This window comes from Ornithinimicrobium pulveris, from assembly GCF_050261105.1.
Taxonomy (GTDB): Bacteria; Actinomycetota; Actinomycetes; order Actinomycetales; family Dermatophilaceae; genus Ornithinicoccus.
Window position 1 is genome coordinate 1,912,739 of record NZ_CP189837.1, and the last position, 19,655, is coordinate 1,932,393.

Below are 19,655 nucleotides of genomic sequence, written 5' to 3' on the forward strand. Positions count from 1 at the left end.
ACGGCGTGAGCGCCGCGCACCTCCTCCAGCGCGCCCCGCGCCCTGACCCGCTGCCTCTGCACCAGGCCCGGCATCGGGTGACACCAGCTCCAGCTGCTCGGCCTGGGGCGATGGCCCCGCAGGCGGCTCCCCCACCGGCACGGCTGATCAGACCGCCGCGCGCAGCGCCTCGACCCGCTCCAGCTGCTCCCAGGTGAAAGCCTTGTCGACGCCTGGCGCCGACGTCCGGCCGAAGTGGCCGTAGGCGGCGGTCGGGGCGTAGATCGGACGAAGCAGGTCCAGCTCGGCCACGATCGCGGCCGGGCGCAGGTCGAAGACCCGCGTGATGGCGTCCTGGATCTGGTCGACGGCGACGGTCTCGGTGCCGAAAGTCTCGACATACAACCCGACCGGCTCCGCGGTGCCGATCGCGTAGGCGACCTGGATCTCGCAGCGGCGGGCGAGGCCGGCGGCGACGACATGCTTGGCGACCCACCGCACGGCATACGCGGCGGAACGGTCCACCTTGGACGGATCCTTGCCGGAGAAGGCACCGCCGCCGTGGCGGGCCATGCCGCCGTAGGTGTCGACGATGATCTTGCGGCCAGTGAGGCCGGCGTCCCCCATCGGTCCGCCGATGGTGAAGATGCCGGTGGGGTTGACCAGCATCCGGTAGCCGTCGGTGCCCAGCTCAAGGCCGGCCTCGCGCGCCTCGTTGAGCACCGGGGTGATGACGCGCTCGCGGATGTCCGGCTCCAACTGGTCGGGCAGCGAGATGCCGGGGGCGTGCTGGGTGGAGAGCACCACGGTGTCCAGGCGCACGGCTCGATCCCCGTCATAGGCGATCGTGACCTGGGTCTTGCCGTCGGGGCGGAGGTAGTCCAGCTCACCGCTCTTGCGCACCGCGGACAGCCGCTCGGCCAGCCGGTGGGCGAGGTAGATCGGCAGCGGCATCAGCTCGGGGGTGTCGTCGCAGGCGTAACCGAACATCAGGCCCTGGTCACCCGCGCCCTGGAGTGCGTAGTCGTCGGCCTCGCTGTCCTCCCGCGCCGCCATCGCCGTGTCGACGCCGACCGCGATCTCCTGAGACTGCTCACCGATGGAGACCTCGACCCCGCACGTGCGGCCGTCAAAGCCCTTGTGCGAGTTGTCGTAACCGATGCCCAGGATCGTCTCGCGGACGATGCGGGCCACGTCGGCATAGCCCTGGGTGCGGACCTCACCCGCCACGTGCACCAGGCCGGTGGTCACCATGGTCTCGACCGCGACCCGGGACTGGGCGTCCTGGCGGAGCAGCTCATCGAGGATGCCGTCGCTGATCTGGTCACAGATCTTGTCGGGGTGACCCTCGGTGACGGACTCGGACGTGAACAGACGGGTCATGGCTCTCCTCGATGCTGCAGCGGCTGCTGACTGACGTGGGCAGTCTACGGTGGCGCGCCGACACACCTGCTGAGGAGGCGTTCGGCTGTGGACAGTTCGTCAGGCGCGATCTGGCAGCGCGGGCGCCACGGCATCCCAGAGGCCGGCGGCGATGACGTCCTTGCCTGCCGGCCCGATCGTCACGACGTCCTCGCTCCCCGGGCGCAGCAGATGCACCGTGCTCGTGTCCTGCCCGAAGGTCTTGTCCGCCCCCACCTCGTTGGCCACGAGCAGGTCGCACCCCTTGCGCTTCAGCTTGGCTCGCGCATGGTGCAGCACATCCCCGGTGTCGTCACCGGTCTCGGCGGCGAAGCCGACGATGTATGGCGAGTCCTGGCTCCCCCGCTCGCGCACCAGCCCGGCGAGGATGTCGGGATTGCGCACCAGTTCCACGACCGGCGCGCTCTCGTCGCCCTCGCCGTGGGTCTTCTTGATCTTGGACTCGGTGTAGTGCGCGGGTCGAAAGTCCGCCACCGCCGCCGTCATGACGACGACGTCGACGGGGTGCTGCCCCTCAGCGAGCGCATCGTGCACCGCTTCCTGCAGTTCGAGCGCGGACCCGACCTCCACGACCTCGCACCCGGGCGGCCTCGGCAGGGCCACGTTGGCCGAGATCAGCGTCACCCGGGCGCCACGCTCTGCGGCGGCCGCCGCCACGGCATACCCCTGCTTGCCGGAGGACCGGTTGCCCAGGAAGCGGACGGGGTCGAGCGGCTCGCGGGTCCCACCCGCGGTGATGACCACATGCCGGCCGGTGAGCCGTCCCTGCGCCCCGGAGCCGACCGCATCGTCGGAGCCACCTGCCGCTGCCAGCGCCGCAGCCACGATCTCCTCCGGCTCAGGAAGGCGCCCCGGGCCGGAGTCCTTGCCCGTCAACCGCCCGGAGGCCGGGTCGATCACGGTCACCCCACGCTCGCGCAGCAGGGCGACGTTGGCGACGGTGGCGGCGTGCGTCCACATCTCGGTGTGCATCGCCGGTGCGAGCACCACCGGGCAGCGGGCGGTGAGCAGGGTGTTGGTGAGCAGGTCGTTGGCGAGCCCGTGCGCGGCCCGCGCGAGCAGGTCGGCCGTCGCCGGGGCGACCAGCACCAGATCGGCCTCCTGGCCGAGCCGGACATGGTTGACGGAGGGGACCTCGTCCCACACCTCGGAGGTGACGGGTCGCCCGCTGAGCGCCTCCCAGGTCGGGGCGCCGACGAACCGGAGAGCGGCAGCGGTCGGCACGACCGTCACCTCGTGGCCCGCCTCGGTGAGCAGCCGCAGCACGAGCGCGGCCTTGTAGGCGGCGATGCCGCCAGAGACACCGAGGACCACGCGCATGCCGCGACCGCCGGTCAGTTCTCGGGGGCGCTGATCTGCAGCTTGCCCTGGTCGATCTCGTGCAGGGCGATCGAGAGCGCCTTGTCGGTGGCGTCGGCCTCGACGAGCGGGCCGACGTACTCGAGCAGGCCCTCGGAGAGCTGGGCGTAGTAGGCGTTGATCTGCCGGGCGCGCTTGGCGGCGTAGATCACCAGGGCGTACTTGCTGTCCGCGCGCTCGAGCAGAGAGTCGATCGGCGGGTTGGTGATGCCGTCCGGGTGGGCGATGGTGCCGGTCACAGTCGTCACGAATCCTTTGCAGCGTTGGGGTCAACCATCAATGATACGAGTTCTTCGGCCGCCCGGGCGACATCGTCGTTCACGATGGTCACGTCGAACTCCTGGACGGCGGCCAGTTCGGTGCGCGCGGTGGCGAGCCGGACCTCCCGCTCCTCCTCGGTCTCGGTCCCCCGACCGACCAGTCGGTGGACCAACTCCTCCCAGGACGGCGGGGCCAGGAAGACGAAGAGCGCGTCCGGCATCGCGGCCCGGACCTGGCGGGCTCCCTGGAGATCGATCTCCAGCATCGCGGGGCGGTCCTGGGCCAGCGCCTCCTCGACCGGAGCGCGCGGCGTGCCGTAGCACGCGCGGCCGTGGACGACCGCGGACTCGAGCAGCAGACCCTCGTCCTCGAGCCGGGCGAACTCCTCGTCGTCGACGAACCAGTAGTGCTGGCCATCGACCTCACCCGGTCGTGGCGGACGGGTGGTAGCCGAGACGGACAGCCAGACCTCGGGGTGGTGCTCGCGGACGTAGGCCGCGACCGTGCCCTTGCCCACCGCGGTCGGTCCGGCCAGCACGACGAGTCGACGACCGCCCGGTGGCACGGGCGTGGCGGTCGTGTCGGGCACCGGGTGGTTGTGGGCTGGGCGGGCGCTCAGCGCTCGCCGAAGCGCTCGAGCAGCTGGGCGATCTGGTTGGCGCCCAGCCCGCGCACGCGCCGGCTCTCGGAGATCCCGATCTCCTCCATCACCTGACGGGCCCGGACCCGGCCCACGCCGGGCATCGACTCCAGCAGCGCGGAGACCTTCATCTTGCCGATGACGTCGTTGCTGCGCCCCTCGTTGATGACGTCCTTGAGGGAGCCCTGGGCGTTCTTCAGACGGTTCTTCACCGCCGCGCGCTCACGGCGCGCGGCGGCGGCCTTGGCGAGCGCCTCGGCGCGTTGCTCCGGCGTCAGCTGGGGAAGGGCCACGACACAACTCCTCGGTCTGGGCGTCCGCGGGCCTGAGCGGCCCGCTGCACGCCGAACCTATCGACTGTGGACCGGCTCTGCCAACCCCAGCGCGTGAGGTCACCCGCCCGAGGTCAGGGGCGCAAGGCCGCCGCCAACAACTCGCGCCAGCGCGTGGTCGCCTCCCGGAGCGCGACCGGGTCCGGCCCCTCCCCCAGGACCCCCCGGCTGATCGGGACCAGCACCCGCTCGGTGAGGCCGGCGAAGGTGCGTGCCACGTCCTGCGGGCCTGCTCCCTGGGCACCCACCCCGGGCGCCAGGATCGGGGCGCCGCTGCCGGGCAGGTCGACCCCCAGCTCGGCTGGCGGAGCGCTCAAGGTCGCGCCGACCACCAGGCCGATGTCCCCGAAGGGTTCGAGACCGGCGTTGTCCTCTCCCACCTGGGCCATCACTCGCGCGGCTACGCTCGGCTGCCCCACGCGTTGGACAGATTCGCCCTCGGGGTTGGAGGTCAGCCCGAGGACCCACAGCCCCCGGCCGTCCGCCCGGGCGAGGTCGATGGCCGGGCGGAGAGCGCCATACCCCAGGTAGGGGCTCACGGTGATCGAGTCGGCGGCGAGCGGCGCACCGTCGGCCAGGTAGGCCTGCGCGTAACCGGCCATGGTCGAGCCGATGTCGCCGCGCTTGGCGTCGAGCACGGAGAGCAGACCGCGCTCGGCGCAGCCGGCGAGCACCTCCTCCAGGACAGCGATGCCCCCGGCACCGTGCCGCTCGTAGAAGGCGGACTGCGGCTTGATCGCCGAACACCGCTCGGCGACCGCGTCCAGCACAGTCAGGCTGAAGGTGCGCAGTCCGTCCGCGTCATCGCTCAGGCCCCAGTCCGCGAGCAGGTGCGGGTGCGGGTCCAGGCCCACGCACAGCGGGCCGGTCGAGTCCATCGCGGCAGCCAGCCGTCGCCCGAAGTGGTCTGTCATGGGGTTCTCCTCGTGCGTTGTGTTCTTGGCGGTGGTCATCCCGGGACCCGTGTCTCGCGCGCGGCGCCCGTCCCTGTATGCCGTGTCCCGGCTCGGTCTGTCCGTCCCCCGAAGTGCGCCGCGAGGTGCTCGCGGACGGTGTCCCGGATCTCCCAGAGCAGGGTCGGGTCGGCCCACAGCGCGCTACCGAGCTGGACGGCGGACGCACCGTCGTCCAGCGCGGCCCGGGCGCTGGCTGGATCGTGGATCCCGCCGGCGGCGATGAGCGGCGCTCCCGGCCATCGCTGCTCAGCGGCCGCGGCGCGCAAGGCTCGCAGCCCGGCGCGCGTGTGCGCGGCCGTCGCAGGACCCGACCACCATCGTCCGGAGCCGAGCGGCACCGCACCGTCGACGACAATGGCCGTGGCCCCACCGGCGACGGCCGCGCGGGCCCGGCTGACGAGATCCGGGGCAGCGATCCCGAGGCGCGCCAGCAGCAGGTGGTGCCGGGGCGAGGACTCCCGCACGCGCGCCATGCAGCGCAGCGCCCACTGGTCGTCCGCCATCCGCAGGTCCACCTCGACGGCGGCGAGGGCATCGCCGTGCGGGCTGCGTCGCAGGCGGTCGAGCACGGCGGCCAGGTCACCGGTGGAGGCGCCGCGCAGCCCGACGCACACCGTGAGCCCGCGGGTGCCCGCCCAGGCCAGCAGGTCCTCGGCCACCGGGACCCCGACCGACCGGCAGTCGTCGTGGTCGATCCCGCCGACGCCGATTCCGTGCACCGTCGTGCGTCCCGGCCTTGACCGGCGGGAGCCCGCCTCGACGGGTCCGACCGGAAGGGGGACATCGACCAGGTCACCGAACCGGGCCAGCGCGCGCGGGTCGGTGATCGCCCCGGGGCCGAGCCAGATGGGCGGCAGCGTCCTCACGGCTGGGGCTCCCGCAACCACTCTCCGGGGAGCACCGGGCCCTCGAGGCAGGGGCGGACCACCGCGGACCGGGCGCCGTCGTGCAGCTCCAGATCGCAGGCGCCGCACAGACCGGTCCCACACACCACGTCCGCGGCCAGGTCCAGGGCAGCCACCCGGGAGGCCAGGCCTCGCCCGGCTGCAGCAGAGACGACGGTGCGGAGCAGGGGGACGGGGGCTGCGGCATACAGGACGGCGGGGTCGACCGACGCGTCGTCGAGCAGTCGCTCAAGTGCCGCCCCGACATCCTCGGGGAGGCTGAGCACGACCGTCCGGGCGTGGCGGCGCAGGTGCACGAGGTCGAGGTGCAGCTCGGGGTCTGAGGCACTGAGCAGCACGTGGACCGGGCAGCCACGCTCGCGGAGCAGCTCGACCAACCAGCGCAGCGGGATCGCACCGGACTCGTGCCCCACGACCACCACCGAGACCGGCTGCGCGGGCGCGGAGAAGCCACGGCCCAGCGGGCCGAGCAGCCGCCAGACCTCCCCCGGCGACGTCCCGCGTGCGGCAGGGAGGAGCAGCTCGACCGAGGTGCCGTGCAGCGGGTCGGTGTGGACGCCGGCCAGCCAGTGCACCTCAGGCAGCACAGACCCGGAGGCCGGGTCACCAGGACGCACGACGAGTTGGCCGGGCCGACCCCGGACCCACGGTCGTGGGTCGGGGACGCGGAGGCTGACCACGTCGTGCACGCCGGCCGCGCGGACGGCCGTGACGACCGCCTCGCCGCGAACGGGCGCGGTGGACGTGGCCGAGGGGGTGCTCACGCCCGGCGCGACCCGTCCGCCTCGCGGCCGTAGAGGTCCAGGGCCGCCGAGTGCTCCTGCAGCGAAGCCACCCGGAGGTCGCCCTCGCGCATCGCCTCGATGCCGAGCACCGCCACCGCCAACTGCTGCACGGTGGTGATGATCGGCTTGTCGAGGGAGGTGGTGGCGGCCCGGATGGCGTAGCCGTCGGCCCGCGCGTCGCGGCCGGAGGGCGTGTTGATGACCATGTCCACCTCGCCCGCGGCGATCTGGTCGACCACCGTGCGGTCGGTGCCGTCCTGGCCAGGGCCAGCGCTGAGCTTGCGGACCACCTCGGCGTCGATCCCGTTGCGGTGCAGCACGTCTGCGGTGCCCTCGGTCGCCATCACGGTGAACCCGAGGTCGACCAGACGCTTGACCGGGAAGATCATCGAGCGCTTGTCGCGGTTGGCGACGGAGACGAAGACCGTGCCGCCGGTCGGCAGGCCGCCGCCGGCGCGCAACTGGCTCTTGGCGAAGGCGGCCCCGAAGGAGGCGTCGATGCCCATCACCTCGCCGGTCGAGCGCATCTCCGGCCCCAGGATCGAGTCGATCGCCTGCCCGGTCTGGGTGCGGAACCGGCGGAAGGGCAGGATCGCCTCCTTGACCGCGAACGGCGCGTCGGCCGGCAGCGAGCCACCGTCCACCTCGGCGGGCAGCACCCCCTCCTCGCGCAGCTCGGCGATAGTGCTGCCGAGCATGACCCGCGCGGCGGCGGCCGCCAGCGGGACGCCGGTCGCCTTGGCCACGAAGGGCACGGTGCGGCTGGCGCGAGGGTTGGCCTCGAGCACGTAGAGCACGTCCTGGGAGAGCGCGAACTGCACGTTGAGCAGCCCGCGCACCCCGATCGCCTCGGCGAGCCGGCGGGTGGCCTCGCGCACCTCCTCCAGCTCCGAGCGTCCGAGGGTGAAGGGCGGCATGACGCAGGCCGAGTCGCCGGAGTGGATCCCGGCCTCCTCGATGTGCTCCATGATCCCGCCGAGGTAGAGGTCGACGCCGTCGTAGAGCGCGTCCACGTCGATCTCGACCGCCGTGTCCAGGAAGCGGTCCACGAGCACAGGGTGCGGGGTGTCGCCCTCGGCCGCGCGCGTGGCGCGGTCGACATAGGCGGCGAGCGATTCGTCGTCGTAGACGATCTCCATGCCGCGGCCGCCGAGCACGTAGGACGGGCGGACCAGGACCGGGTAACCGATCTCGTGGGCGACCGTCAGCGCGTCCTCGACGGTGTAGGCCGTGCCATGCCGGGGCGCGACCAGACCTGTCTCGCTGAGCACCCGGCCGAAGTGGCCACGGTCCTCGGCGAGGTCGATCGCCTCCGGGGAGGTACCGACGATCGGCACACCCTCCGCCTTGAGCGCCGCCGCCAGCCCGAGCGGGGTCTGGCCGCCGAGCTGGACGATCACGCCGGCCAGCGGCCCAGCCTGACGCTCGGCGTGCACGACCTCGAGGACGTCCTCGAGGGTGAGCGGTTCGAAGTAGAGGCGGCTGGAGGTGTCGTAGTCGGTGGAGACCGTCTCCGGGTTGCAGTTGACCATCACGGTGTCGAAGCCGTTCTCCCGCAGCGTGAGCGAGGCGTGCACGCAGGAGTAGTCGAACTCGATGCCCTGGCCGATCCGGTTGGGTCCGGAGCCCAGGATGATGACGGCCGGACGCTCGCGCGGCGCGACCTCGGTCTCCTCGTCGTAGGAGGAGTAGTGGTAGGGCGTGAGCGCGGCGAACTCGCCGGCGCAGGTGTCGACCGTCTTGTAGACCGGCCGCACGCCGAGGGCGTGGCGCAGGCCACGCACGACGGCCTCGGACATCCCGGTGAGCTCGGCCACCTGGGCGTCGGAGAAGCCGTGGCGCTTGGCGCGGCGGAGCAACTCGGGGGTCAGCACGCCCTGGTGGGAGTGCCTGCCCGCCTGCTGGCGGATCTCGGCGGCCACCTCATTGAGGACGGCGATCTGGTCCAGGAACCACGGGTCGATCCCGGTCGCGTCGTGCACCTCCTCGACGGTGCAGCCGCCGCGCAGGGCCTGCTGGACCAGGACGAGGCGCCCATCGGTCGGGGTTCGAGCCTGGTCGAGCAGGGCGAGGGCCATCTCCCGCGTCGGCGTCTCCTCCTCGCGCCAGTGGAAGGAACTGCCCGAGCGCTCGGTGGAGCGCAACGCCTTCTGCAGGGCCTCGGTAAAGTTGCGTCCCAGCGCCATCGCCTCACCCACCGACTTCATGGTGGTCGTCAGGGTGGGGTCGGCGAGCGGGAACTTCTCGAAGGCGAACCGGGGCACCTTGACCACGACGTAGTCGAGGGTGGGCTCGAAGGCGGCGGAGTAGAAAGTCTCCCCGTCCGCGAGATCCTGACCGGGGACAGGGCGCTCCTTGAGGGGCGAGGTGATGTCGTTGGGCACCTCGTCCAGGGTGTAGCCCAGCGCCATCTTGGCAGCGATCTTGGCGATCGGGAAGCCGGTGGCCTTGGAGGCCAGCGCCGAGGACCGGGACACGCGCGGGTTCATCTCGATGACGATCACCCGCCCGTCCTCAGGGTTGACCGCGAACTGGATGTTGCAGCCGCCGGTGTCCACCCCGACCTCGCGGATGACCGCGATGCCGATGTCGCGCAGCCGCTGAAACTCTCGGTCCGTGAGGGTCAGCGCGGGCGCCACCGTGATCGAGTCACCCGTGTGCACGCCCATCGGGTCGAGGTTCTCGATGGAGCAGACGACGACCACGTTGTCGGCGTGGTCGCGCATGATCTCCAGCTCGTACTCCTTCCAGCCGATGATCGACTCCTCCAGGAGCACCTCGGTGGTCGGGCTGTCCTGCAGCCCGGCGCCGGCGATCCGCCGCAGCGACTCCTCGTCGAAGGCGAAGCCGGAGCCCAGGCCACCCATGGTGAAGGAAGGGCGCACGACGACCGGGTAGCCGAGGTCCTCGGCCGCGGCCAGCACCTCCTCCATCGAGTGGCAGATCGCCGAGCGGGCGCTCTCGGCGCCGCAGCGGGTGACGACCTCCTTGAACAACTGGCGGTCCTCGCCGAGCTGGATCGCGCGGACGTCGGCACCGATCAACGGGCAGCCGTAGCGCTCCAGCACACCGTTCTCGTGCAGCGCGATCGCGGTGTTGAGCGCGGTCTGCCCACCCAGGGTGGCCAGGACGGCGTCCGGGCGCTCCTTGGCGATGATCTTCTCGACGATCTCGGGCGTGATCGGCTCGATGTAGGTGGCATCGGCCACCCCCGGGTCGGTCATGATCGTGGCGGGATTGGAGTTGACCAGCACCACCCGCACGCCCTCCTCGCGCAGCACCCGGCAGGCCTGCGTCCCGGAGTAGTCGAACTCAGCGGCCTGGCCGATGACGATCGGGCCGGACCCGATCACCAGGACGCTGCGGATGTCCTCACGCTTGGGCACCGGGGCCCCTCCCGTTCTGCTCGTGCTCGTTGTGCTCGTCGTGCTCGTTCTCGTCGTGCTGGTTCTGGTAGCTGCTCAGGTGCTGGACGAAGCGGTCGAAGAGGTACTCCGCGTCGTGCGGCCCCGCCGCCGCCTCGGGGTGGTACTGCACCGAGAAGGCCGGCACGTCCTCGCACTGGAGGCCCTCCACCACGTCGTCATTGAGGGCGACGTGGGAGCACCGCACCGGCCCGTATGGCGTGTCCGCCGGCTGATCGGTCGGCACCCCCTCGGGCCAGCGCACGGCGAAGCCGTGATTGTGGCTGGTCACCTCGACCTTGCCGGTCGTGCGGTCCAGGACCGGCTGGTTGATGCCGCGGTGCCCGAAGGTCAGCTTGTAGGTGTCCAGCCCCAGGGCCCTGGCCAGCAGCTGGTTGCCGAAGCAGATCCCGAAGAAGGGAATCTTGGCCTCCAGCACCTGCCGGAGCAGTTCGACCTCGTGCTCGGCGCTGGCCGGGTCTCCGGGGCCGTTGGAGAAGAAGACACCGTCCGGCTCGAGCGCGGCGATCTGCTCGAAGGTGGTGGTCGAGGGCAGCACGTGCACCTCGATCCCCCGCTCGGCGAGCAGGGTGGGCGTCATCCCCTTGACCCCGAGGTCCAGGGCGGCCACCCGGAACCGGGCGGGTCGCCCGTCGGGGGGAGAAACCACATACGGCTCCGTGGTGGAGACCTCGGCGGCGAGCGCGGCGCCGGTCATCGGCGGCGTATCGACGACCCGCTGGCGGAGCTCGTCGGTGTCGGCCCGTGCGGCCTCGCCCGAGAAGATCCCGACGCGCATCGCGCCCCGGTCCCGCAGGTGGCGGGTGAGCGCCCGGGTGTCGATCCCGCTGATCCCGACCACGCCGGCCTCACGCAGCGCCTCGCCGAGGTCGCCCTGCGAACGCCAGTTGGACGGGCGCACCGCGGGGTCGCGGACGACCACGCCCGCCGCCCAGATGCGCTGGCTCTCCATGTCGGTGCTGTTGACGCCGGTGTTGCCGATGTGCGGCGCGGTCATCACGATCACCTGGCGGTGGTAGGAGGGGTCGGTAAACGTCTCCTGGTAGCCGGTCATCGCGGTGGCGAAGACCGCCTCGCCGAAGGTCTCACCGAGCGCACCGTAGGACTCGCCGCGGAAGGTGCGCCCGTCCTCCAGGACCAGGACGGCCTCATGGGCTGTCGTCATCAGAACTCCTCGCCTGCAGCGTCATCGCCCCACACCAGACCTTCTCGAGCCGTCACCCGTCCCCGCAGCATCGTCAGGTGCACCGCGCCGGTCAGCTCCAGGCCGTGCCACGGGTTGTTGCGCGAGAGCGACTTGGACAGCGTGCGGTCGACCGTCTGTGCCCGGTCCGGATCGACCAGGGTCAGGTTCGCCGGAGCGCCGGCGGTGATGCCCTGACCCTGGTCGTCCAGGCGGGCGATCCGAGCCGGTGCGCTGGACATGACGCGGGCGACGTCGGCCCAGGTCAGCAGACCTTCGCGCACCATCACTGTCGAGACCACCGGGAGCGCGGTCTCCAGGCCGAGCATCCCGAAGGCTGCGTCGGTGAAGGCGTGCTCCTTGTCCTGACGGGCGTGCGGGGCGTGGTCGGTCGCCACGGCGTCGATGGTGCCGTCGGCCAGCGCCTCCCGCAGAGCCTGAGCATCCTCGCCCGGTCGCAGCGGCGGGTTGACCTTGTAGGTGGGGTCATAACCGGTGAGCAGGTCCTGGGTGAGCATCAGGTGGTGAGGTGTCACCTCGGCGGTGACGTCGATCCCCTGAGCCTTGGCCCAGCGGATCACCTCGACCGAGCCGGCCGTGGAGACGTGGGCGACGTGGACGCGGGAGCCCGTATGCCGGGCCAGCATGACGTCGCGCGCCACGATGGTCTCCTCGGCCACCGAGGGCCAGCCCGGGAGCCCGAGGCGACCGGACAGCTCGCCCTCGTGGCAGCAGGCGGTGCCGTCGGCCAGGCGGGGGTCTTGGGAGTGCTGGGAGATGACGCCGTCGAAGGCCTTGACGTACTCCAGCGCCCGGCGCATGAGGCGGGCGTCGTGGACGCACTTCCCGTCGTCGGAGAAGACCCGAACCCGGGCGCGGGAGCGCGCCATCAGCCCGAGCTCGGCGAGTTCCTCCCCGGCCAGGCCCTTGGTGACAGCACCGACCGGGTGCACATCGACATACCCGGCACGGCGGCCCAGGTCGAGCACCGTCTCGGCGACCTCCGAGGTGTCGGTGACGGGGCTGGTGTTCGCCATCGCCAGGATCGCGGTGAAGCCACCGACCGCGGCCGCCTGCGATCCGGTCTCGACCGTCTCAGCGTCCTCGCGGCCAGGCTCACGCAGGTGGGTGTGCAGGTCGACCAGGCCAGGCAGCAGGACCAAGCCGTCGGCAGACAGTCGCTGGGTGCTCTCTGGCGCGTCACCGGAGGCGTCGGAGCCGACGGCAGCGATCCGCCCGTCGCGGACGAGGACGTCCTGGACGCCCTCCCCGAGGAGGTCGGCGCCCTGGATCAGCACGGGCGGGATGGGCTGGTTCGACTGGGTCACGAGGTGCTTCCTTCGCCGGCGAGCAGGTGGTAGAGGATCGACATCCGGACGGCGACGCCCGCGCTCACCTGGCCCAGGACCAGGGAGCGGGCCGCGTCGGCAGCGTCCGCGGAGATCTCCAGGCCGCGGTTCATCGGGCCGGGGTGGCAGATCACCGCGTGGTCCTGGAGCAGGGAGAGGCGACGGGCGGTGAGTCCGTAGGTGACGGCATACTCCTTGGCCGTCGGGAAGTAGCCGCCGCTCATCCGCTCGCGCTGGACGCGCAGCATCATCACGGCATCCACCGTCGGGAGCACGGCGTCGAGGTCGTAGGAGATCTCGAAGCCATCTGCAGCCGCCCAGGCGGCGATGCCAGCCGGCATCAGGGTCGGTGGGGCGACCAGGGTGACCTGGGCGCCGAGGGTGCGCAGGCAGAGCAGGTTGGAGCGCAGCACCCGGGAGTGGGTGAGGTCACCGACGATCGCCACGTGGCGGCCTTCCAGTTCGCCGAGCTCGCGCCGCATCGTGTAGGCGTCCAGCAGCGCCTGGCTGGGGTGCTCGTGGGTGCCATCGCCCGCGTTGACGATCGAGCAGTCCACCCACTCGGCGATCTGCTTCGGCGCCCCGCTGGCCGGGTGGCGGATGATCATCATGTCCACGCCCATGGCGTCGATGGTCAAGACGGTGTCGCGCAGCGACTCGCCCTTGGACACCGAGGTGCCCTTGCCGGTGAGGTTGATGGTGTCGGCGCTCATCCACTTACCCGCGATCTCGAAGGAGGAGCGGGTCCGGGTGGAGTCCTCGAAGAAGAAGTTGATGATGGTGCGCCCGCGCAGCGTGGGCAGCTTCTTGACCTCGCGGTCCTGCACCTCGTGCATGGAGGTTGCGGTGTCCAGGATCGCCAGGATGTCGTCCTGGGACAGGTCGGCGATGGAGAGCAGGTGCTTCACGACTGGCCCTCCCCCGCACGCTCATCACCCGCAGCGATCCACACACCCTCGACCTCGTCCTGGTCGGCCAGTCGGACCATCACCCGCTCGGAGCGAGAGGTGGGCAGGTTCTTACCGACGTAGTCCGCGCGGATCGGCAGGTCCCGGTGGCCGCGGTCCACGAGGACGGCGAGCCGGACGGCGCGAGGTCGCCCAAGGTCCGCCAGGCTGTCGAGCGCGGCACGGATGGTGCGGCCGGAGTAGAGGACGTCGTCCACGAGGACGACGACCTTGCCATCCACCCCGCCCTCGGGCACGTGCATCTTCTCCAACGCACGGGTGGGCTGGGTGCGCAGGTCGTCGCGATACATCGTGATGTCCAGGGAGCCGGTGGGCAGCTGCGCGCCTTCCACCTCGGCGATCGCGGTCGCGAGCCGGTGGGCCAACGGCACGCCGCGGGTCGGGATTCCCAGCAGAACGAGATCGTCTGCGCCCTTGTTGCCCTCCAGGATCTCGTGCGCGATCCGCTTGAGTGCGCGGTGGATGTCGTTGCCGGAGAGGACCTCACGTCCTCCGGGGGGTGCCTGACCCCCCGGCCCGGAATCTGAGTGACGGGCAGGGCTCATCGGGCCCACCTCTCCTTCCCCGCCTCACAGGACGGTGGTTAAAGGACGTGTCGGTCGGGGACCACCCTACCGCTCGCTCTGCACCACCCGGACCCGGCCCGCGGATCGAGCGAGCCGGGCGGCATACACCTCGGTCGCAAGCGCGAGCAACGCCCGGAAGATGAGGAGCGCGGGCAGCCCGAAGGTCGACCAGATCACCCCGGCGACCACGGGACCAGCCATCTCCCCAGCGTCCTCGGCCGAGCTGAGCCAGGCCAAGGTGCGCGAGCGCCGGCTCGGGTCCAGTTCGCTCACGCCTGCCATGACGGCACCCCAGGCCGGGGCGAAGGCGGCTTTGCCGAGATCGTCAGCCAGCCGCCCGAGGAGGAGGCCGGCGTAGCCCGGGAAGAGCAGCCAGATCAGTGAAGAGACGGTATTTCCGAGGGCGCGTACACCCAGCACGAGGTTCACGCTGACCCGGTCCGCCACCCAGCCCCAGACTGGCCCGGTCAGGCTGACAAGAGATTTCACGAGGTACATCGAACCGGCCGCAGCGGCAGTCAGGCCCATGTATTCGACAGCCAGGACCGGGAGGAGATTGGCCATCAGGTAGGCCGTCCCGGTGGCCATCGCGCCCAGACCTGCGTAGGGCAGCAACGCGCGCCGCAGGTCGGTCGGCATCGGAACCTTCGTCTCTGGGCGGGGCAGCCGAAGCCCCTCCAGGGCTGGACCGCGCAGTCGGCTCAGAACCAGCCCCAGCGGCAGGAGGGACAGGACCCCGGCGATCACGAAGACCAGGGTGAAGTCGTTCACCAGGATGGTCAGCAGCACGCCCGCGCCGAACTGGCCGCCGGAGCCGGCGAAGGACTTCACGGTTTGATACCAGGCGAAGCGCTGCGCGACGGCCCGCTTACCGCCGAGGGCCGAGAGCACCGTGGCGCTCGCCGGGTCCCGGAGCGCGATCGAGAGCCCGTGCACGGCTCGGGCGGCGAAGAGGAGAGCAGGTCCGGCGGCCAGGACGAGCAACACCAGCACGATGCAGCGGAGGGCCACCGCCACGAGGTAGGCGGTCCGAACGCCCATCCGATCGATGAGGCCACCCATCAGAGGTTTGAGGACGACCGCCACCGCCATGTTGGTCGACAGGAGCAGCCCGATCTGAGCCAGGGACATCCCTAGGTCGTAGGCATACAGGGGTAACGCGAAACTGATGATGCCGAAGGCGAGCCGGGAGAAGAAGCCCTCCGCCACTACCGCGCCGATCGGACCCCGCTCAGCGTTGGACCGCCCGCTGTCCTTGGACGGCCGCCGCTGCCCTCGGCCCACGGCCTGGCTGAGACCGAGGACCACGGCGCCGACCGCGGCCACCGCTGCCAGGCCGAGGCCGACGGTCAGGAGGTGGCCCCGGGTCCGCTCCCCCATCTCTGCCAGGTCGGTCGCGAGGGCGCGGGCGAGGACATACCGACCGACCGGCTCACCCTCGAGGGACAGTGAGGCCCACGCGATCTGGACGGGCCCGCTCGGTGTGTCCATGAGCATCGTTCCCTGCCCGGAGCTCTCGGGGCTCAGCACCTGCAGGGCTACGGGGGTGAGCCGGTGGCGGTCAGCACCCACCACCACAGGCCGCCCCTGTACGGGGGCGAACAGGTGCAGCACAGCGGGATCGGGTGCTGCAGCGAACTCGCGGCCCAGGGCTGCGACGATCTCGTCATCGCTCATCGGCGCGCTCAGGTCATGCACCACCGCCACGGCGGTCCAGACGGTGGCCGCGCTGTCCCGCTGCGCCTGCGTCTCGATGGACCGTCGCCCTTCACGGTCAACCAGGCCGACGGTGGCGACCAGAATGATCGCCAGCAGCGCCAGCACACCCAGGAGGCGATCCAGCCCGGTCCGCACCTCAGGTCGCACGGTCGTGCAGGGCGGCGAGCACGACGTCGGTGATCGCCGGAGCGGGGTCGGGACACCCCTTGTAGCCAGGGAAGTAGTTGACGTCCACCACAGCTGGTCCGTCCGGGGACTCGATCACGTCGACCCCAAAGAGCTCGAGGCCGAATGCTGTGCGGACGCGTCCAGCCAGCTCACGCACCTCCGGAGAAGCCGCTACCGGTCGTCCTGGGCGAGTGAAGGACAGCTCATCGAAGGACTTGCGAACTGCCCAGACCTGGTCCCCCGCGACATACACCTTGAGATCCTCGCCCGGGCCCGGGACGTGTCGCTGAACGATGAGCGGGCCGCCAGCCTGCGGCACGGTAGCGAGTTCCTGCGGCGTGCTGACCAGGTGCACACCGGCCCCACGATGGCCTCGGTTCGGCTTGACGATGAGCGGGCCGGAATCCACGAGGTGGACCGCTGACGAGGGGTTGTGCACCAACCAGGTGTCCGGCGTGGGCACCCCGGCCGACCGCATCCGCCCAGCCGCGGTGACCTTGTCTTGGGCCGCGAGGCAGGCGGGCAGGTCATTGAGCACCCGCGCCCCGGCCGCGGCTAGGGCACAGGCATAGCTGAGAGCGTGTTCGGTGTGGCTCTTCAGCACGTAGAGGTCGGCGAGATCTCCCAGGTCGTGGGCGCACAGGATGCGGTCTTCAGGGATCCACCCCTCGACGTCGTGTCCGGCAGCGCGCAGCCGGTCGGCCACCTCAAGGAGGATCGGGCTCGGGCGGTCAGGCACCCTACGGGTGAGGAGGAAGACGATCTTCATGCCGCCCTCCTCAGGCTCTCCCAGGCGGGCAACCCGGTGCGCAGCGAGAGCAGCGCCGCGGGCTCACCGAGGTCGGCCCAGAGGCGGTCGACGATCTCGATGAGTGGGTGGGCGGGCCTCAGCCCGGTCAGGGTGGAGATCTGCCGCAGGCGCGCAGGTGAGCCGGCCGGGGGCAGCTGGTGCGGGCCGAGGTGCGCCTGGAGTGCGGCGGCGACGGCGAGCCCGAGCTGCGTCGGTTCCGCGCCAGCGCGGTAGGCGAGGCGCGCCGCGCCCACCAGACGATCGTCCCGCGCCAGTTTGCGGGGAACGTCCCGGCCGACACGCAGGGTGGTGTCTCCCAGCGCGGCATTGCTGAAGCGGTGCAGGATCGCCACCAGCGCCTCAGGGCTGCCGGCGACGTCGAGGCCATAGCGGTGCAGCAACCCCCGCCGCCCCTCCTCCATCGCGCCCAGCACGACGGCAGCGATCTCTGGATCGGTGACGGCGGCGTGCAGGTAGCGATATCCCTTGAGCTGGCCCAGATAGGCCGCGGTCGCATGACCCGCGCTGAAGCAGTACAGCTTTGCGCGGTAGTCAGCGGCGAACGAGGTTGTTGACCTGACCCCAGGCAGCCAGGACCAGTCCCGGGTGAGTGCCGGACCATCGATGGTGACGCGGCACGCCGGCTCGACCACGACACTGACCGGCGCACTGTCGTTCCCCAGATCACGCCTGGCGACGACCCTGTCCACCACGGCGCCCGAGAAGCCATGTCCTGTGCCTGCGGCGCCTACTCGATGCCGGAGGTGGTCGCCGGCATCCTCGGTGTTCTCCAGCGCGACCACGTCGACGCTGCCACCCGCGCGTTCGAGACCGGCTCCCAGCAGGTTCGCGATACTCGGCAACTGAGCCGGGCCGACTGCGGTCAGCACGAGGTCTGCGTCGGCGATCTCCTCGACTGCGCGGTCACGCTCGATGGTCAGATCCAGCGCCTGGACCGGCACATCGTGGCGCTCCGACCGAGGGCCGTGCACGGTCTCGATCTGCACGCGCTCGTGCCGCTTCAGGCCCTGCACGACCTGGCCCCGGCCCAGGACGACGACCTCCAGACCGCCACAGTGGGCGATCTGCGCTGCGCAGCCGAGCCCGACCCGGCCTGCTCCGATGATGACCGCTTTCATGCCCTGCCCCTTCCTGAGTGGTTCTGGTGTGAGTTGTTCTGGTGTGAGTCGTCCTGAAGGACCTCCGGCTCTGAGCCAGCGGCGGCCGCGAAGATGTAGTCCGCGAGGCGCAAGGCGCCGTCGGGAACCCCTTTGAAACCCGGGAAGTGGTGAACGTCCACGACGACAGGTCCCGTGGTGGTCTCGACCACGTCGACCCCGAAGAGGTCGGTGCCCAGGGCGGCCCCGACCCGGTCGGTGATCCTGTGCAGTTCCTCGGTCACCGTGAACGGCTCACCCTGCTTCTCCAGCAGGCTGGTCGCGGGCCAACGTCGCTTGACGCCGAAGACCTGCTCCCCGATCCGATAGAGCTTGCGGTCCCGCGCGGAGGTCTCCTGCAGTCGTTGCACGAGCCACGGCTGCTCGGTCGGACTGAGGTCGAGGAGTTCCTCGACGTCCCACACGACCCGGCTGCCCGTCCCGGCTCCGACACGGCCAGGCTTGAGCACCAGCGGACCGTCCTGCAGCAACTCCTCCAGCGCCGGAAGGTCGCGCGTGGTCCAGGTCTGGGGGACGGGCACGGAGTGCGCGGCCAGGCTCGCGGTGGCGGCCACCCGGTCTCGGCACAGGCGAGCCACGTCGGCTGTGTTGACGCACCGGCCGCCGCCGGCGGCCAGCGCGTGGGCGAGGCTCACGACGTGGTCGTTCACCGACTTGAGCAGATACAGGTCGGCGTCCGGGGCCAGCGACGTGACGTCCACCAGAGTCTCCGGCAGCACGACCTCGACGCGTGCACCCCACGATCGCAACAGGTCGAGGCAGTCAGCGGTGACCGACGCCGTCCTGGGCACCGGCTGAGAGGTCAGCACCACGATGCGCATCACCGCACGCTCCCCAGCACGTGTCGGGCCAGCAGGTCATCAGCCGTGGGGACGTGCGTGTAGTTCGGAAAATCGTTGACCTCGATCACGACCAGGTCGGGCCCGCTCTCCACGCAGTCGACGCCGAACAGCATGAGCCCGAAGGCGCGACCGCACTTCTCCGCGATCTCCTGCAGGGGCTCGGTCACCACGACCGGCCCCAGCTCGGCTGGATCGAGGGTGCAGGGTGTGACAGGAGAGGGCTTGCGGGCTGCGAACACCTGGGTACCGATGACGTAGAGCTTGAGATCGGCGCCGCTGCCGGGGATGAACTCTTGGACCACCAACTCCTCGTGCCGGCGGGCGAGGGATCCCAGCGAGTCCGCGCGGGCGACCCCACGGGAGTTGTCTCCGAACCGCGGCTTGACGATCCACCCGTGGGTGCCCGGTGCCGCGTCCCAGAGCGGCGCCAGCCGTTCGCTCATGTCCGGCCCTCGGCCCACGAAGGTGCGCGGCACGGGCAGCCCGACCTCCAGCAGCCGTGCAGTCATCTCACCCTTGTCACGCACCTTGCGAACGGCCGCCGCACCATCCAGGGTGGGCACTCCGGCCTGCTCGGCAGCTGCCAGCGCACGCAGGACCCGGTCGCTGCGGCCCCGCGCCACCACGACATCGGTCCCGGTCAGGCAGTCCGTCGGGATGGCCCCCCGGTCGCCGACGAGCCGGACGTCAGCCCCCCGGGCTCGCAGGGCCGAGACCAGCCCGGCCGGCTGCGCCTGCTCCCGATAGCGGTCCTCCACGAGGACGGTCACCCTGATCACCATGAAAGGCAGCTAACCCGACCCGCATGAGGTGTCGATGACGTGAACG

The 19,655-nt window shown here is 71.1% G+C and carries 18 protein-coding genes; all 18 read right to left on the minus strand.

The window, feature by feature from the left end; genetic code table 11:
• Positions 1–147: 147 nt before the first annotated feature.
• The 18 genes from metK to ACQBAT_RS08950 all read right to left on the minus strand — a co-directional run bounded on the left by metK (position 148) and on the right by ACQBAT_RS08950 (position 19,597).
• A complete protein-coding gene (metK, locus tag ACQBAT_RS08865) occupies positions 148–1,362 on the minus strand; it encodes a methionine adenosyltransferase (RefSeq protein WP_420747549.1) in 1,215 nt (404 codons plus the stop codon).
• Between the two features lie 99 nt (positions 1,363–1,461).
• Positions 1,462–2,721 (minus strand): bifunctional phosphopantothenoylcysteine decarboxylase/phosphopantothenate--cysteine ligase CoaBC, encoded by a 1,260-nt coding sequence (coaBC, locus tag ACQBAT_RS08870; RefSeq protein ID WP_420747550.1) that lies wholly within the window; start codon positions 2,719–2,721, stop codon positions 1,462–1,464.
• Between the two features lie 14 nt (positions 2,722–2,735).
• Positions 2,736–2,999 carry a DNA-directed RNA polymerase subunit omega gene (gene rpoZ, locus ACQBAT_RS08875; RefSeq protein ID WP_420747604.1) on the minus strand — a complete coding sequence of 88 codons (264 nt, stop codon included), beginning with the start codon at positions 2,997–2,999 and terminating at the stop codon, positions 2,736–2,738.
• A 5-nt stretch (positions 3,000–3,004) separates the two neighbouring features.
• Complete coding sequence (gmk, locus tag ACQBAT_RS08880) at positions 3,005–3,610, minus strand: guanylate kinase (RefSeq protein ID WP_420747551.1); 606 nt, start codon at positions 3,608–3,610, stop codon at positions 3,005–3,007.
• Positions 3,611–3,636: 26 nt separating this feature from the next.
• Positions 3,637–3,954, minus strand: a complete 318-nt coding sequence (gene mihF / locus ACQBAT_RS08885) for an integration host factor, actinobacterial type (protein ID WP_420747552.1) — start codon at positions 3,952–3,954, stop codon at positions 3,637–3,639.
• 113 nt (positions 3,955–4,067) lie between these two features.
• Positions 4,068–4,907, minus strand: a complete 840-nt coding sequence (pyrF, locus tag ACQBAT_RS08890) for an orotidine-5'-phosphate decarboxylase (RefSeq protein WP_420747553.1) — start codon at positions 4,905–4,907, stop codon at positions 4,068–4,070.
• Positions 4,908–4,942: 35 nt separating this feature from the next.
• Complete coding sequence (locus ACQBAT_RS08895) at positions 4,943–5,815, minus strand: tRNA-dihydrouridine synthase (protein ID WP_420747554.1); 873 nt, start codon at positions 5,813–5,815, stop codon at positions 4,943–4,945.
• Complete coding sequence (locus tag ACQBAT_RS08900; RefSeq protein WP_420747555.1) at positions 5,812–6,618, minus strand: hypothetical protein; 807 nt, start codon at positions 6,616–6,618, stop codon at positions 5,812–5,814. The genes ACQBAT_RS08895 and ACQBAT_RS08900 overlap by 4 nt, the downstream gene beginning before the upstream one ends.
• Complete coding sequence (carB, locus tag ACQBAT_RS08905) at positions 6,615–10,025, minus strand: carbamoyl-phosphate synthase large subunit (RefSeq protein WP_420747556.1); 3,411 nt, start codon at positions 10,023–10,025, stop codon at positions 6,615–6,617. Before carB ends, ACQBAT_RS08900 begins: the two co-directional genes overlap by 4 nt.
• On the minus strand, positions 10,012–11,229 hold the full coding sequence (gene carA / locus ACQBAT_RS08910; protein ID WP_420747557.1) for a glutamine-hydrolyzing carbamoyl-phosphate synthase small subunit: 1,218 nt from the start codon (positions 11,227–11,229) through the stop codon (positions 10,012–10,014). The genes carB and carA overlap by 14 nt, the downstream gene beginning before the upstream one ends.
• Positions 11,229–12,575 carry a dihydroorotase gene (locus ACQBAT_RS08915; protein WP_420747558.1) on the minus strand — a complete coding sequence of 449 codons (1,347 nt, stop codon included), beginning with the start codon at positions 12,573–12,575 and terminating at the stop codon, positions 11,229–11,231. Before ACQBAT_RS08915 ends, carA begins: the two co-directional genes overlap by 1 nt.
• A complete protein-coding gene (locus tag ACQBAT_RS08920) occupies positions 12,572–13,504 on the minus strand; it encodes an aspartate carbamoyltransferase catalytic subunit (RefSeq protein WP_420747559.1) in 933 nt (310 codons plus the stop codon). Before ACQBAT_RS08920 ends, ACQBAT_RS08915 begins: the two co-directional genes overlap by 4 nt.
• Positions 13,501–14,109 (minus strand): bifunctional pyr operon transcriptional regulator/uracil phosphoribosyltransferase PyrR, encoded by a 609-nt coding sequence (gene pyrR, locus ACQBAT_RS08925; RefSeq protein WP_420747560.1) that lies wholly within the window; start codon positions 14,107–14,109, stop codon positions 13,501–13,503. Before pyrR ends, ACQBAT_RS08920 begins: the two co-directional genes overlap by 4 nt.
• Positions 14,110–14,175: 66 nt before the next feature.
• Positions 14,176–15,996 (minus strand): MFS transporter, encoded by a 1,821-nt coding sequence (locus tag ACQBAT_RS08930; RefSeq protein WP_420747561.1) that lies wholly within the window; start codon positions 15,994–15,996, stop codon positions 14,176–14,178.
• Positions 15,986–16,786, minus strand: a complete 801-nt coding sequence (locus ACQBAT_RS08935; RefSeq protein WP_420747562.1) for an ATP-grasp domain-containing protein — start codon at positions 16,784–16,786, stop codon at positions 15,986–15,988. Before ACQBAT_RS08935 ends, ACQBAT_RS08930 begins: the two co-directional genes overlap by 11 nt.
• Positions 16,783–17,946, minus strand: coding sequence for a hypothetical protein (locus ACQBAT_RS08940; protein ID WP_420747563.1), 1,164 nt, complete (start codon positions 17,944–17,946; stop codon positions 16,783–16,785). Before ACQBAT_RS08940 ends, ACQBAT_RS08935 begins: the two co-directional genes overlap by 4 nt.
• Positions 17,943–18,806: an ATP-grasp domain-containing protein gene (locus ACQBAT_RS08945; RefSeq protein ID WP_420747564.1), complete on the minus strand. Its 864-nt coding sequence runs from the start codon at positions 18,804–18,806 to the stop codon at positions 17,943–17,945. The genes ACQBAT_RS08940 and ACQBAT_RS08945 overlap by 4 nt, the downstream gene beginning before the upstream one ends.
• The gene (locus tag ACQBAT_RS08950; RefSeq protein ID WP_420747565.1) at positions 18,806–19,597 is read right to left on the minus strand and encodes an ATP-grasp domain-containing protein; all 792 of its coding nucleotides are present in this window, start codon (positions 19,595–19,597) and stop codon (positions 18,806–18,808) included. Before ACQBAT_RS08950 ends, ACQBAT_RS08945 begins: the two co-directional genes overlap by 1 nt.
• Positions 19,598–19,655 lie beyond the last annotated feature (58 nt).

Excerpts from the sequence above, each read along its gene's own strand:
- pyrF (WP_420747553.1), bottom strand. The coding sequence starts at position 4,907 with ATGACAGACCACTTCGGGCGACGGCTGGCTGCCGCGATGGACTCGACC.
- coaBC (WP_420747550.1), bottom strand. The coding sequence starts at position 2,721 with ATGCGCGTGGTCCTCGGTGTCTCTGGCGGCATCGCCGCCTACAAGGCC.
- carA (WP_420747557.1), bottom strand. The coding sequence starts at position 11,229 with ATGACGACAGCCCATGAGGCCGTCCTGGTCCTGGAGGACGGGCGCACC.
- ACQBAT_RS08935 (WP_420747562.1), bottom strand. The coding sequence starts at position 16,786 with ATGAAGATCGTCTTCCTCCTCACCCGTAGGGTGCCTGACCGCCCGAGC.
- metK (WP_420747549.1), bottom strand. The coding sequence starts at position 1,362 with ATGACCCGTCTGTTCACGTCCGAGTCCGTCACCGAGGGTCACCCCGAC.
- ACQBAT_RS08940 (WP_420747563.1), bottom strand. The coding sequence starts at position 17,946 with ATGAAAGCGGTCATCATCGGAGCAGGCCGGGTCGGGCTCGGCTGCGCA.
- ACQBAT_RS08945 (WP_420747564.1), bottom strand. The coding sequence starts at position 18,806 with ATGCGCATCGTGGTGCTGACCTCTCAGCCGGTGCCCAGGACGGCGTCG.
- pyrR (WP_420747560.1), bottom strand. The coding sequence starts at position 14,109 with ATGAGCCCTGCCCGTCACTCAGATTCCGGGCCGGGGGGTCAGGCACCC.